The organism is Pseudomonas sp. MWU12-2029, from assembly GCF_023242425.1.
GTDB classification, from domain to species: Bacteria; Pseudomonadota; Gammaproteobacteria; order Pseudomonadales; family Pseudomonadaceae; genus Aquipseudomonas; species Aquipseudomonas kribbensis.
Window position 1 is genome coordinate 555,139 of record NZ_JALJDY010000004.1, and the last position, 13,873, is coordinate 569,011.

At 61.7% G+C, this 13,873-nt stretch carries 15 protein-coding genes; 13 read left to right on the top strand and 2 right to left on the bottom strand.

Annotated features, from left to right (window positions below):
* The first annotated feature begins 82 nt into the window (after positions 1–82).
* On the top strand, positions 83–721 hold the full coding sequence (upp, locus tag M5B44_RS12915) for a uracil phosphoribosyltransferase (protein WP_007951682.1): 639 nt from the start codon (positions 83–85) through the stop codon (positions 719–721).
* 2 nt (positions 722–723) lie between these two features.
* Positions 724–1,998 carry a uracil-xanthine permease family protein gene (locus M5B44_RS12920; RefSeq protein ID WP_248739363.1) on the top strand — a complete coding sequence of 425 codons (1,275 nt, stop codon included), beginning with the start codon at positions 724–726 and terminating at the stop codon, positions 1,996–1,998.
* A 47-nt stretch (positions 1,999–2,045) separates the two neighbouring features.
* Here the strand turns inward: M5B44_RS12920 and hemH are convergent, their stop codons facing one another.
* Both hemH and M5B44_RS12930 read right to left on the bottom strand, forming a co-directional pair.
* Positions 2,046–3,068 (bottom strand): ferrochelatase, encoded by a 1,023-nt coding sequence (gene hemH, locus M5B44_RS12925; protein ID WP_248739364.1) that lies wholly within the window; start codon positions 3,066–3,068, stop codon positions 2,046–2,048.
* A 13-nt stretch (positions 3,069–3,081) separates the two neighbouring features.
* Positions 3,082–3,984, bottom strand: a complete 903-nt coding sequence (locus tag M5B44_RS12930) for a TIGR01777 family oxidoreductase (protein ID WP_248739365.1) — start codon at positions 3,982–3,984, stop codon at positions 3,082–3,084.
* A 197-nt stretch (positions 3,985–4,181) separates the two neighbouring features.
* On the opposite strand from M5B44_RS12930, the gene M5B44_RS12935 reads away from it, so the two are divergent.
* The 11 genes from M5B44_RS12935 (at position 4,182) to M5B44_RS12985 (ending at position 13,847) form a co-directional block, all read left to right on the top strand.
* A complete protein-coding gene (locus M5B44_RS12935) occupies positions 4,182–5,168 on the top strand; it encodes an NAD(P)/FAD-dependent oxidoreductase (RefSeq protein ID WP_248739366.1) in 987 nt (328 codons plus the stop codon).
* Positions 5,165–5,380: a TIGR02450 family Trp-rich protein gene (locus M5B44_RS12940; protein WP_248739367.1), complete on the top strand. Its 216-nt coding sequence runs from the start codon at positions 5,165–5,167 to the stop codon at positions 5,378–5,380. Before M5B44_RS12935 ends, M5B44_RS12940 begins: the two co-directional genes overlap by 4 nt.
* A 111-nt stretch (positions 5,381–5,491) precedes the next feature.
* The gene (locus M5B44_RS12945) at positions 5,492–6,445 is read left to right on the top strand and encodes a YbgA family protein (protein WP_248739368.1); all 954 of its coding nucleotides are present in this window, start codon (positions 5,492–5,494) and stop codon (positions 6,443–6,445) included.
* Positions 6,445–7,386, top strand: a complete 942-nt coding sequence (locus M5B44_RS12950; RefSeq protein WP_248739369.1) for a MerR family transcriptional regulator — start codon at positions 6,445–6,447, stop codon at positions 7,384–7,386. Before M5B44_RS12945 ends, M5B44_RS12950 begins: the two co-directional genes overlap by 1 nt.
* A gap of 20 nt (positions 7,387–7,406) precedes the next feature.
* Complete coding sequence (gene phrB / locus M5B44_RS12955) at positions 7,407–8,852, top strand: deoxyribodipyrimidine photo-lyase (protein WP_248739370.1); 1,446 nt, start codon at positions 7,407–7,409, stop codon at positions 8,850–8,852.
* Positions 8,845–9,267, top strand: a complete 423-nt coding sequence (locus M5B44_RS12960) for a nuclear transport factor 2 family protein (protein ID WP_248739371.1) — start codon at positions 8,845–8,847, stop codon at positions 9,265–9,267. The genes phrB and M5B44_RS12960 overlap by 8 nt, the downstream gene beginning before the upstream one ends.
* Positions 9,264–10,046, top strand: a complete 783-nt coding sequence (locus M5B44_RS12965) for an SDR family NAD(P)-dependent oxidoreductase (protein WP_248739372.1) — start codon at positions 9,264–9,266, stop codon at positions 10,044–10,046. The genes M5B44_RS12960 and M5B44_RS12965 overlap by 4 nt, the downstream gene beginning before the upstream one ends.
* The gene (locus tag M5B44_RS12970; protein WP_248739373.1) at positions 10,043–11,290 is read left to right on the top strand and encodes an NAD(P)/FAD-dependent oxidoreductase; all 1,248 of its coding nucleotides are present in this window, start codon (positions 10,043–10,045) and stop codon (positions 11,288–11,290) included. The genes M5B44_RS12965 and M5B44_RS12970 overlap by 4 nt, the downstream gene beginning before the upstream one ends.
* Positions 11,287–12,102: a DUF1365 domain-containing protein gene (locus M5B44_RS12975; RefSeq protein ID WP_248739374.1), complete on the top strand. Its 816-nt coding sequence runs from the start codon at positions 11,287–11,289 to the stop codon at positions 12,100–12,102. Before M5B44_RS12970 ends, M5B44_RS12975 begins: the two co-directional genes overlap by 4 nt.
* Positions 12,089–13,363, top strand: a complete 1,275-nt coding sequence (locus tag M5B44_RS12980; protein WP_248739375.1) for an SAM-dependent methyltransferase — start codon at positions 12,089–12,091, stop codon at positions 13,361–13,363. Before M5B44_RS12975 ends, M5B44_RS12980 begins: the two co-directional genes overlap by 14 nt.
* Positions 13,356–13,847 carry a DUF2878 domain-containing protein gene (locus tag M5B44_RS12985; protein WP_248739376.1) on the top strand — a complete coding sequence of 164 codons (492 nt, stop codon included), beginning with the start codon at positions 13,356–13,358 and terminating at the stop codon, positions 13,845–13,847. Before M5B44_RS12980 ends, M5B44_RS12985 begins: the two co-directional genes overlap by 8 nt.
* Positions 13,848–13,873: the final 26 nt, after the last annotated feature.

Sequence of the window (13,873 nt, forward strand, 5' to 3'; positions counted from 1 at the left end):
CGTACTGTATGTCCTATAGGACATCACCCTCGGATAGATTAATCTAGGCCGGTTTTTTTGCCCGCCGCCGGAGCCTTTCCCCATGTCCATCCAAGAGATCCGCCATCCGCTGATCCGTCACAAACTTGGCCTTATGCGCCGTGCAGACATCAGCACCAAGAATTTCCGCGAGCTCGCTCAGGAAGTCGGCGCCCTGTTGACCTATGAAGCTACAAAAGACCTGCCGCTGGAAACCTACGATATCGAAGGTTGGTGCGGCACGGTGTCGGTCGAGAAAATCGCCGGCAAGAAGATTACCGTCGTGCCGATCCTGCGTGCCGGCATCGGCATGCTCGAAGGCGTACTCAGCCTGATCCCGGGCGCGAAAGTCAGCGCCGTCGGCGTTGCCCGTAACGAAGAAACCCTGCAGGCCCACACCTATCTGGAAAAACTGGTTCCGGAAATCGACGAACGCCTGGCGATGATCATCGACCCGATGCTGGCTACCGGCAGTTCCATGGTCGCAACCATCGACCTGCTGAAGAAGGCCGGTTGCAAGGACATCCGTGCGATGGTGCTGGTTGCCGCGCCTGAAGGCATTGCCGCTGTCGAGAAAGCTCACCCGGACGTGATCATCTACACCGCGTCCATCGATCAGAAACTCAACGAGCACGGTTACATCATTCCTGGGCTTGGCGATGCCGGTGACAAGATCTTCGGCACCAAGCAGAAGGATGCTTGACCATGCAGGATGAGTTCAACGATCCGCTCTGGCGCACGGTGCTGTCCGGCGCGCAGATGCTGTTCGTGGCTTTCGGCGCCCTGGTGCTGATGCCGCTGATCACGGGCCTTGACCCGAACGTGGCACTGTTCACCGCAGGTCTTGGGACGATTCTGTTCCAGATCGTCACCGGGCGTCAGGTGCCGGTGTTCCTCGCGTCGAGCTTTGCCTTCATCACCCCGATCATTCTCGCCAAGGGCCAGTTCGGCCTCGCCGCGACCATGGGCGGCGTGATGGCGGCCGGTTTCGTCTACACCTTCCTCGGCCTGGCCGTGAAGATCAAAGGCACCGGGTTCATCGACCGTCTGCTGCCACCGGTGGTAATCGGTCCGGTGATCATCTCCATTGGCCTGGCCATGGCGCCGATTGCCGCGAACATGGCGATGGGCAAGGCCGGTGACGGCTCGGAGCTGATCCACTATCAGACCGCGATGATGATCTCGATGCCGGCGCTGCTGACCACGTTGATCGTGGCGGTGTTCGGCAAAGGCATCTTCCGTCTGGTGCCGATCATCTCCGGCGTACTGGTGGGTTTCGCCATGTCGTTCTATTTCGGTGTCGTCGACACCGCGAAGATTGCGGCAGCCCCGTGGTTTGCACTGCCTCACTTCACCGCGCCGGAGTTCAACTGGCAGGCGATCCTGTTCATCGTCCCGGTGGCGCTGGCCCCGGCCATCGAGCACATCGGCGGCGTGATTGCAGTCGGCAGCGTGACCGGTCGCGACTACTTGAAGAAGCCGGGCCTGCATCGCACCCTGCTCGGCGACGGTATCGCTACCACGGCAGCCGGCCTGTTCGGCGGTCCGCCCAACACCACGTACGCCGAAGTGACTGGCGCGGTGATGCTGACCAAGAACTACAACCCGAAAATCATGACCTGGGCGGCGATCTTCGCCATCGCCCTGGCGTTCATCGGCAAGTTCGGCGCCCTGCTGCAAAGTATTCCGGTGCCGGTGATGGGCGGGATTCTGTGCCTGTTGTTCGGTTCGATCGCGGCGGTGGGGATGAACACCCTGATCCGTCACAAGATCGACCTGGGCGAAGCACGCAATCTGGTGATCGTTTCGGTGACCCTGGTGTTCGGGATCGGCGGTGTGCTGGTTGGCACCGGCACAGGTCCCGACGACTTCGGCCTCAAAGGCATCGCGCTGTGCGCGGTGGTGGCGATTGCGCTGAACCTGATCCTGCCGGGCAACGACAGCTGGAAACACAAGAAGGCGGATGAGCCGCTGCTCTAAGCCTTGAGCGTTGATCGTTCCCACGTTGCGTGGGAACGATCATGTTTTCAGAGGGCCAACGGCGCCCGCTCACACAACGTCGCCAATGCCTTCGCCCATTGCGGGTCATCGTTCAGGCACGGCACCAGCACCAGCTCCTCCCCTCCCGCTTCGCGGAACTGTTCCTTGCCGCGATCGCCGATCTCTTCCAGGGTCTCGATGCAATCGGCGACAAACGCCGGGCACATCACCAGAATCTTCTTCACGCCGCTTTTGGCCAGTTCATCCAGCCGCGCTTCGGTGTACGGCTCGATCCATTTTGCCTTGCCCAGCCTCGACTGAAACGACACCGACCATTTGCCATCCGGGATGCCCATGCGCTTGGCAAACTCGGCTGCCGTGCGCAGGCACTGGCCGCGATAGCAGGTCGCAACCACTTCCGGCGGCGCACCGGCGCAGCAATCGCCGCCGCCCTCGAAACTGTGCCCCGGATTGAGTTTGGTCAGGTGCCGTTCCGGCAAACCGTGGAAGCTCAGCAACAGGTGATCGTAATCCTGCTGCAAGTGCGGTCGGGCACTCGCCACCAGGGCATCGAGGTATTCCGGTTGATCGTAGAACGGCTGCAACACCGACAGTTGTACGTCGAGTTTCTTCTCGCGCACCACCCGCTTGGCTTCTTCGATCACCGTGGTCGTGGTGCTGTCGGCGAACTGTGGATAAAGCGGTGCGAGGGTGATGCGTTTGTGTCCCGCCGCCACCAGCTTCAGCAGGCCTGTCTCAATGGACGGCTCGCCGTAACGCATGGCCAGTTCCACCGGGCCGTGGGTCCACTGCGCCTTCATCTGCTGTTGCAGTCGACGGCTGAGCACCACCAGCGGCGAGCCTTCATCCCACCAGATCGAGGCGTAGGCGTGGGCCGACTGCTCGGGACGCTTGATCAGGATCAGCGACACCAGCAGACGCCGCACCGGCCATGGCAGGTCAATCACGTACGGGTCCATCAGAAATTGATTGAGGTAGCTGCGCACGTCGGCCACCGAAGTGGAAGCCGGCGAACCCAGGTTGACCAGAAGCAAGGCGTGATCGGTCATGCAACGTCCTATTTCAGAGGCGGCTGGAAAGATCGTCCAGGGCCGCGCGTAAATCCGTGAACCGGAAACTGAATCCGGCTTCCAGCAAGCGTGCCGGCGTGGCCCGTTGACCACCCAGCAACAGCAATGACATCTCGCCGAGCCCGACCTTCAGGGCCAGAGCCGGCATCGGCATGAACGCCGGGCGGTGCAGCACGCTGCCCAGCGTCTTTGCGAATTCGCGATTGCGCACCGGGGTCGGCGCGCACGCATTATAAGGACCACTCGCCTGATCGCGGTGCAGAAGAAAATCAATCAGGGCGATTTGATCGTCGATATGAATCCAAGGCATCCACTGCCGGCCATTGCCCAAAGGCCCGCCCAGCCCGAGTTTGAACGGCAGCAACAGGCGCGACAAAAAACCGCCCTCGGCCGACAGCACCAGCCCGGTCCGCACCAGCACTACGCGGATGTCCATCGCTTCGGCGCGTTGCGCGGTTTCCTCCCAGGCAATGCACAGCTGGCTGGCGAAATCGTCGACCACCGGTGGCGACTCTTCGGTCAACTCACGCTCGCCGCCGTCTCCGTACCAGCCCACGGCCGAGCCCGAGATCAATAGTGAAGGTTTCTGCCCGCGATGTTCCAGCCACGCCAGCAACGTCTCGGTGAGCGTGATCCGGCTGCTCCACAGCAACGCCTTGCGCCGATGGGTCCACGGCCGGTCGGCAATCGGCGCGCCGGCAAGGTTGACGATCACGTCGACCGGTTCATCGCCAAGGTCTTCCAGACGCGCGATGCCACGCACTTGGGCGCCGCAGATTTTCGCGACCTTTTCCGCACGACGACTCCACACGGTCAACCGGTGGCCCTGACCCGACCAGTGCCGGCAGAGCTGACGTCCGATCAATCCAGTACCGCCGGTCAGCAATATGTGCATGACATCTTCCTCGCGTGGCGTTTTACTTCGATCACTAGTCTATTTTTATAAGCAGGGATCTTTTCTATCGGACAGGCTCTATTGTTTAACAATAGGCCAAGCTGTCAGAACGAAAACGCTGGAAGTTATACCAGAAAACAAAATTGTACAGGTTTCATCCACGGCGTAGTCTGTACAGAAAGGTAAACGAGGCCCCTATGACTGTACCTATCGCAATCATTGGCACCGGCATCGCCGGACTCTCCGCCGCCCAGGCCCTGACCGAGGCCGGGCACACCGTCCAGTTGTTCGATAAAAGCCGCGGCAGCGGCGGGCGCATGTCGAGCAAGCGCAGTGACGCCGGCTCGCTGGACATGGGCGCGCAATATTTCACGGCCCGCGACCGGCGCTTCGTCACCGAAGTCCAGCGCTGGCAAAGCAACGGCTGGGTCGCCGAGTGGGCGCCGCAGCTCTACACCTATCACGGCGGACAACTGAACCTGTCGCCGGACGAGCAGACCCGCTGGGTGGGCTCGCCGCGCATGAGCGCCATCACCCGTGGTTTGCTCGATGGCCTGGAAGTGCATTTCGCCTGCCGGATCACCGAGGTCTATCGCGGTGAAGAGCACTGGCATCTGCAAGACGCCGAAGGCTTCACTCACGGCCCCTTCAGCCATGTGGTGATCGCCACCCCGGCGCCTCAGGCCACCGCATTGCTGGCCGCTGCACCGAAACTCGCCGGTGCCGCTGCCGGTGTGAAGATGGACCCGACCTGGGCCGTCGCCCTCGCCTTCGATACGCCGCTGGATACCCCCATCGAAGGCTGCTTCGTACAGGACAGTCCTCTCGACTGGCTGGCCCGCAACCGCAGTAAACCCGGGCGCGACAACACGCTCGACACCTGGGTCCTGCACGCCACCAGCGCCTGGAGCCGGCAGCACATCGACCTCTCCAAGGAAGCCGTGATCGAGCAGTTGCACGGCGCCTTTGCCGAGTTGCTGCACAGCGCCATGCCGGCGCCGACCTTCAGCCTCGCCCACCGCTGGCTCTACGCCCGCCCGGCCACCAGCCATGAGTGGGGCACGCTGGCGGATGCCGACCTGGGTCTGTATGCGTGCGGCGACTGGTGCCTGTCGGGCCGAGTCGAAGGCGCGTGGCTCAGTGGCCAGGAAGCTGCACGCCGCCTGCACGAACACCTGCAGTGAACCGCATCAATCCGCAAAAACTGCTGCTGTCGAAATGGACAGCAGCCCTTCCGCAAAACCGTGAGAAACATTTTCTGGTGACCGAGCTGCTCCGCGACGAGGATGGCGTAGTGCTGGAGGTCGAATTGCAGGCCGTGCTGACTCGACGCAGTCAACAAGTGGACTGGCATGCATTGCAGGACGATGCACACTGGAAAATGGGCTGGCGCTAGCTCCCGCCAAAATCTTGTACAAATAATTTGACTTGTACACCTTTGAATCTATGCTGAAGGAATGTTGTACAGAAAAAATATTCTGTACAAATTCAGATTCGAGGTGCCGTCATGTCCGAACAGTCCCCACCCAAGATCGCCATCAGCGCCTGCCTGATGGGAGCCGAAGTGCGCTACAACGGCGGACACAAGGCATCACGGCTGTGCACCCACACACTCACTGAATATTTCGATTTTGTCCCGGTGTGTCCGGAAGTCGCGATTGGCCTGGGCATCCCCCGCGAGCCGATCCGGCTGGTGGGCGATCCGGATCATCCTCAGGCCCTCGGGACGGTTCACCGCGAAACCGACGTCACCGATGCGCTGTCCGCCTATGGCGAGAAAATGGCCGTCGAGCTCGACGGCATCTGCGGCTACATCTTCATGCAGCAATCGCCATCCTGTGGACTGGAACGGGTCAAGGTCTATCACACCAACGGCGCACCGATCGGCAGCGGGCGCGGGATCTATGCCCAGGCCTTCTGCGCCCGGCACCCGGACCTGCCGGTCGAAGAAGCCGGGCGCCTGAACGATCCGGTCCTGCGGGAAAACTTCATCACCCGGGTATTCGCCTACAGCGATTGGCAGCAAGTGCTCCGGCAAGGCCTGAGCCGCCGAGCCCTGACCGACTTCCACTCGCGCTACAAATACCTGCTGATGGCCCACAACCCGGTGCAATACAAGGCGCTGGGCAATCTGCTGGGCAACATGGGGCAGACCGAACCCGTGGAGCTCGGCCCGCGCTACTTCAGTCAGTTGATGGCGGCACTGAGCACCTGCGCCACACGTCGCACCCACAGCAACGTGTTGCAGCACATCAGCGGTTACCTGAAACGGGCCATCAGCGCAGAAGACAAACAGGAGATGCAGCACGTCATCGGCCAGTACCGTCACGGCATCGTGCCGCTGGTGGTGCCGCTGACACTGCTCAAGCATCACTTTCGCCAACACCCCGATCCGTACATCGCGCAACAGGTTTACCTGCAACCGCACCCGGAAAACCTCAGCCTGCGAAACGCCATTTGATGAACGACACACCCGACACCAGCGCCCGCGAAGACCTCGGCGCCGACTTCAAGAAAGCCCTCGACGAAGGCTGGCTGCCGATTCGCGAGGTTGCGCGCCAGACCGGCGTCAATGCGATCACCCTGCGTGCCTGGGAGCGCCGTTACGGATTGATCGTGCCGCAACGTACGCCCAAGGGGCATCGCCTGTATTCGGCCGAGCATGTACAGCGTATCCAGCACATCCTCACCTGGCTCAACCGTGGCGTGGCGGTCAGTCAGGTCAAACCGCTGCTCGACACACCGCAAACCGTCAACGAGCCGCTGGAAAACGAATGGCAGCCCTTGCACCAGGCCACACTGCTGGCGGTCACGCAATTGAACGAGCGCAGCCTCGACGACAGCGTCAACCAGGCGATGGCGCTGTACCCGCCACGAACCCTGTGCGAGCAATTGCTGATGCCGTTGCTGGCGGACCTCGAGCAACGCTGGCAAGGCCAGTTCGGTGCGCAGATGGAACGGGTGTTCTTTCACGCCTGGCTGCGTAGCAAATTCGGCGCACGCATCTACCATAACAATCGTCAGTTGCGTACAGCACCGCTGCTGCTGGTCAACCAATCGGATTTACTGCTGGAGCCGCACCTGTGGCTCTGCGCCTGGCTGATAAGCAGCGCCGATTGCCCGGTGCAGGTGTTCGACTGGCCGTTGCCGGCCGGGGAGCTGGCATTGGCAGTCGATCACCTGCAAGCCCGTGGCGTACTGCTGTATTCCAGCAAGGCCATGAATCTTGCGCAGTTGCCGAAACTGTTGAATGGCATCAGTTGCCCGAAAATGATTGCCGGACCAACGGTGTGCATCCACCACGCCGAGTTGTCCGTAAGAACTTCCGAGATCGCTGATCTGTACCTGGCCGAAGATCCCTTGTCGGCGCATCGGGCACTCCTTCAGCGTGGGTTGATTTAATGATTCGTGCAGAGAACACCATGCAATTGATCTGGCTGCGCAGCGACCTGCGCCAACATGACAACACAGCCCTCACGGCCGCCGCCGAGCGTGGCCCGACTGTGGCCGTGTACCTGTTGAGCCCGGAGCAATGGCAGGAACATGACGATGCACCGTGCAAGGTCGATTTCTGGCTGCGCAACCTGCGGGAATTGAGCAAAACCCTTGGCGAACTGAACATCCCGTTGTTGATCCGCAGCGCCCCGCGCTGGGATCAGGCTCCGGCGGTGTTGCTTGAGTTGTGTCGGCAGTTAAATGTCGAAGCCGTTCACGTCAATGAGGAATACGGCGTCCACGAAAGCCGCCGCGATGCGGCCGTTGCCCGGGCATTGCAGGCCGAAGGGATCGCGTTTCACAGCTATCTCGATCAGTTGTTGTTCAAGCCCGGCAGCGTACTGACCAAAACCGGCACCTACTTTCAGGTGTTCAGTCAGTTCCGCAAGGTCTGCTATGAACGCCTGCATCGTTCGATGCCGTCCTTGATAAAGGCGCCGTCCGCACAGGCTCCGCTGAACATTGCCAGCGATCCGGTACCCGATTCCATCGAGGGTTTCCCGACACCCGGCCAAGCGTTGCGCAACCTGTGGCCCGCCGGCGAAGCCGAAGCCCGGCGCCGTCTCGACACCTTCGCCGACGTGCAGATCGACTACTACAAAAGCGAGCGCGACTTCCCGGCCAAACCCGGCACCAGCCAGCTCTCGGCCTATCTCGCTGCGGGGGTGATCTCGCCGCGCCAATGCCTGCATGCCGCGCTGCAAAGCAATCAGGGCGAATTCGAAAGCGGCAAGGTCGGCGCGGTTACCTGGATCAATGAACTGCTCTGGCGCGAGTTCTACAAGCACATTCTGGTCGGCTACCCACGGGTTTCCCGGCATCGCGCGTTCCGCCCGGAGACCGAAGCCCTGGCCTGGCGCGAAGCGCCCCAGGAACTGGCGGCCTGGCAGGAAGCACGCACCGGTCTGCCGATCATCGACGCGGCCATGCGCCAATTGCTTGAAACCGGCTGGATGCACAACCGGCTGCGGATGGTGGTGGCGATGTTCCTGACCAAGAACCTGCTGATCGACTGGCGTGAAGGCGAGCGTTTTTTCATGCGCCACCTGATCGACGGCGATCTGGCGGCCAACAACGGCGGCTGGCAGTGGAGCGCATCGACCGGCACCGATGCGGCGCCGTATTTCCGGATTTTCAACCCGATCAGCCAGTCGGAAAAATTCGACAGCGAAGGCCTGTTCATCAAGCACTGGCTGCCTGAACTGGCCGGGCTGAACAAGAAAGAAGTGCACAACCCGGCGAGTGCCGGCGTGCTGTTCGGCGTGGCGGACTATCCGCCGCCGATCGTCAACCTGAGCACTTCACGGGAACGGGCACTGACCGCGTTCAAGAACCTGCCCTCCCGTACGTCTGTCGGAGAAGGCCATGAGTGAATTCCTGCGCCGTTTCGCCCGCCAGTTCGCGCAGTTGAACAAGGACAACCTGCACAGCCTGGACGCGCTCTACAGCGAGGACATTCATTTCACCGATCCACTGCACGAAGTACAGGGACTGACGCAATTGCGCGCCTACTTTAGCGAGCTGTACGCCAACGTCAGCGAGTTGCGGTTCGACTTCCATGGCTTCGACCAGATCGGCGACTGCGAAGGCTACCTGCGCTGGGTCATGAGCTACCGCCACCCGCGCCTGGCCGGCGGACGACTGATTCGCGTCACGGGCTGTTCGCACCTGCTCTGGCGTGACAAGGTTTATCGCCACCGGGATTACTTCGACGCCGGGGCGCTGCTTTACGAACATTTACCCATATTGGGCCGGGTAATCGCCTGGCTGAAAAGGAGACTGGGATGAGCCGTTCAACGCCACGCCGTTATTGGCTGACCGGTGCCAGCAGTGGCATCGGTGCAGCAATGGCTGAAGAAATTCTGAAAAGCGGTGCGCACCTGGCGGTCAGTTCCCGCCAGGTCGAACCGCTCAAAGAGCTGTCGCAACGCTACCCGGGCCAGGTACTGGTCGTGGCCGGGGACCTCACCAATAGCCAGACCGTACGGGAAATCGGTGAGCAGATCGCGCTGGACTGGGGGACGCTGGACAGCGTGATCCTCAACGCCGGCACCTGCGAATACGTCGATGCAAAACAGTTCGACGCTACGATCGTCGAACACGTGGTACGCACCAACCTGCTCGCCAGCAGCTATTGCATCGAAGCCGCCCTGCCTCTGCTGCGCAAAGGAACTGCGCCGCATCTGGTGGGCATGGCCAGCTCCGTCACCTACGTGCCGCTTCCCCGGGCCGAAGCGTACGGTGCGTCGAAAGCCGGGCTGCGTTATCTGTTCGAGTCATTGCGCATCGATCTGGCGGACGAAGGCATTGAAGTCACCATCATCAGCCCGGGCTTTGTCGAAACGCCACTGACCGCCAAAAACGACTTCCCGATGCCATTGAGCTGGCCTGCGGAAAAAGCCGCGAGTCACATTTTCGGCAGGCTCAAGGACCGGCCACTGGAGATTGCCTTTCCGGCACTGTTCATGGCGGCGCTCTGGCCGCTGTCGAAAATGCCCGCACAAGTACAACTGGCGATCGGCAAGCGCATGGTGCGCAGCACACCACCCTTGCGGGATCCGACGTGAACATCGCCATCGTCGGCAGCGGAATCGCAGGCCTGACCTGCGCCTACCTGCTCGGTCGCCGACATGACGTCACGGTGTTCGAGGCCGGCGCCTGGGTCGGCGGCCATACCCACACCGTACAAGTCACGGTGGAGGGTCGCGAATATGCCGTGGACACCGGGTTCATCGTGTTCAACGACTGGACCTACCCGAACTTCATACGCCTGCTCCGCCAATTGGGTGTGAGCAGCAAAGCCACCGAAATGAGTTTTTCGGTGACCGACCCCGATACCGGCCTGGAATACAACGGCAACAATCTCGACAGCCTCTTCGCTCAGCGCAGCAATCTGTTGTCGCCGGGGTTCTGGGGCATGCTGCGCGACATCCTGCGCTTCAACAAGGAAGCCCGGCGCGATCTCGCCGAACAGCGGATCGCCAGCGACACCACACTGGACGACTACCTCAAGGCCGGCGGCTACGGCGAGCGTTTCATCCTGCATTACATCGTGCCGATGGGCGCGGCGATCTGGTCGATGCCGATGGCCGAGATGCTGAATTTTCCGCTGCAGTTCTTTGTGCGTTTTTTCGAGAACCACGGCTTGTTGTCGGTCAGCAATCGTCCGCAATGGCGAGTGATCGAGGGTGGCTCCAGTGCCTACCTCGCACCGCTGACCGCGTCATTCAAAGAGCGGATCCGCGTGAACTGCCCGGTAAACCGGATCGAACGCAACGAACACGGCGTGGTTATCCACAGTCCCGTCGGCATCGAACACTTCGACAAAGTCGTGCTGGCCTGCCACAGCGATCAGGCATTGCGTCTGCTGGCCAACCCGAGCCATGCCGAACGGGAGGTTCTCGGAGCCCTGCCCTACGCCGACAATGAAGTAGTGCTGCACACCGACACCCGTCTGCTGCCGATGCGCAAGCGGGCCTGGGCCAGCTGGAACTATCGCCTCGGTGGAGCCGGCCATACCCAGGCCGCAGTGACCTACGACATGAATATCCTGCAAGGCATCCAGAGCGACACCACGTTCTGCGTCAGCCTCAATCAAAGCGCCGGGATCAGCCCGTCCAAAGTGCTTGCCCGTTTCACCTACGCCCATCCGCAATTCAGCCTCGCGGCAGTGGCGGCCCAACAGCGCTGGGCCGAACTTGACGGTGCGCAACACACCCATTATTGCGGCGCCTACTGGGCCAACGGTTTTCATGAAGACGGCGTGGTCAGCGCTTTACGCGTCGCCGCCGCGTTCGGAGAAAGCCTGTGAACAGCGCGCTCTACAGTGGCTGGATCGCCCACCGGCGCTTCGCCCCGCGTCGGCATGAGTTCCGCTACCGGATCGGACTTCTGTATCTCGACCTGGCCGAACAGGACGCTGTGCTGAACCTCTCGCCACTGTCCGGTGCGAGCCGCTTTGCCCCGTTCTCGTTTCGCGAGACCGACTACCTCAAGACGTTTACCGGTCGCGGTGTGCGACTGATCGATGCCGTGCGTCTGCAGGTCGGCGCGGCCCTCGGTCACGAGCCGCAGGGCTCGATCTGCCTACTGACCCAGCCCCGCAGTTGGGGCCTGGCGTTCAACCCGGTGAGTTTCTTTTATTGCCACGAAGCCGACGGGCAACTGGCGGCAATTCTCTGCGAAGTCAGCAACACGCCGTGGCGCGAGCGCTATCACTATGTGCTGCCGGCGCGGGCACCGACCAGCGTGCGCGACTTCCACCAGCACTTTGCCGTGGCCAAGGCGTTTCACGTGTCGCCGTTCCTGCCGCCGGACCTGGAATACCGCATGAGCTTCAGTCCCGCCGCGCAAACCCTCGGCGTGCACATGGCCGACTGGCAGGGCGAACGCAAACTGTTCGACGCCACGCTCAACCTGAAACGCGAACCTCTTGATCGACGCAACCTGCACCGGCATCTGTGGCGCTTTCCGTGGATGACCGCGAAAACCGCCCTCGCGATCTATTGGCAGGCCCTGCGTCTGCTGCTCAAGCGCACCCCGCTGTTTCCCCATCGGACGGCTGACGACAGCTTTCGAACCGCCACTGCGTCTCCCGAGGAGCACCGCCATGAAATCCTCTAGCGTTTCGGCCAGAGCCGCCATCCCGTTCAGTACCCACGGCATCACCGGCTCGCTGCTGCGTCGCGGTGTCCTGCGTCAGCTCGCACAGCTCAAGCATGGGCAACTGGTGGTGATCGAGGACGGCGAACGCCAGGTCTTCGGCACGCCGGGCAGTGCGTTGCTGGGCGAGATTCATGTCCTCGATTCGGCAGTGTGGGGCATGGTCGCGGGCAACGGCTCGATTGGCGCCGGGGAAGCGTTCATTCACGGCTACTGGAGTTCACCGGACCTTACCGCCGTGGTACGCGTCTTCGTCAGCAACCTTGAAGTGCTCGATGGCATGGAGGGCGGACTGGCGAAAATCGGCCGGCCGCTGGTGCGCGGGCTGCACTGGCTCAACCGCAACACGCGCAAGGGCTCGCAGAAAAACATCGCCGCCCACTACGACCTCGGCAACGATCTGTTCGAGCAGTTTCTCGACCCGACCATGATGTATTCGGCGGCGCAGTTCCTTCGCCCCGACGACAGCCTGGAACAGGCGCAACTGAACAAACTGGAGCGGATCTGCCAGAAACTCGCGCTCGAGCCTGGCGATCACTTGCTGGAGATCGGCACCGGCTGGGGCAGCATGGCGCTGTATGCCGCGCAGCACTATGGCTGCAAAGTCACCACGACCACCCTGTCCAAAGAGCAATACGCGTTCACCGCCCGGCGCATCGAAAGCCTCGGCCTGCAGGACCGGGTGACGCTGTTGCTCAAGGACTACCGCGACCTCACCGGTCAGTACGACAAACTGGTGTCGATCGAAATGATCGAAGCGGTCGGTCATCGCTTCCTGCCGACCTATTTCAAGCAATGTGCACACCTGCTCAAGAGCAACGGCCTGATGCTGCTGCAAGCGATCACCATTCGGGACCAGCGCTACGAGCAGGCGAAACGCGGTGTGGATTTCATTCAGCGTTACATTTTCCCCGGCGGCGCCCTGCCCTGCGTGCAGAAGATGCTCGAAATCGTCAGCCGTGACACCGACATGAACCTGCTGCACATGGAAGACTTCGGCCTGCACTACGCCCGTACCCTGCGCCTGTGGCACGAGAATTTTCGCCACGCCCACGGTCGTTTGAGCGAATTGGGCTACGACGATTATTTCCTGCGGCTGTGGGAGTTTTATCTGTGCTACTGCGAGGGCGGCTTCCTCGAACGCACCATCGGCACCGCGCAATTGCTGTTGGCCAAACCGGCGGCGATGCCGGCACCGCTGCTCGGACGCTTCGATGCTTGAGCGGATCGCCAACGCGGTTCTGTTCCAGATCGGCTGGCTGGCCTGCGTGCTCGGCGGCAACAGCCTGTGGCTGCTGGTGGCGCTGGCGGTATTGGTGATTCATCTGCGCTGGATCAGCAGTTGGGCGGCTGAGGGCCGACTGATTCTCGGCGTGGTGATTCTGGGCACCGCCGTGGACAGTGGCCTGCGCGGTCTCGGGGTCTTTGAATTCAAGGACCTGTCGCCGCTGATTCCGCTGTGGCTGATGCTGTTGTGGGCACTGCTGGCCACGACATTGCGCCATTGCCTGCAATGGAGCGCCCGGCCATGGTGGCTGGCGAGTGTGCTCGGGGCTGTCGGTGGCGCGTTATCGTACTGCGCCGGTGGACGACTGGCCGGGGTGCAGTTTCCCTATGGCGAGTTACCGACTTTGATCGGCATCGGCCTGTTGTGGGCGCTGCTGTTTCCGTTGTTGCACCTGTTGTCGAGACGTCTGGTGCAGTAATCGTCCGTCAGGGCTTTCACACGCGC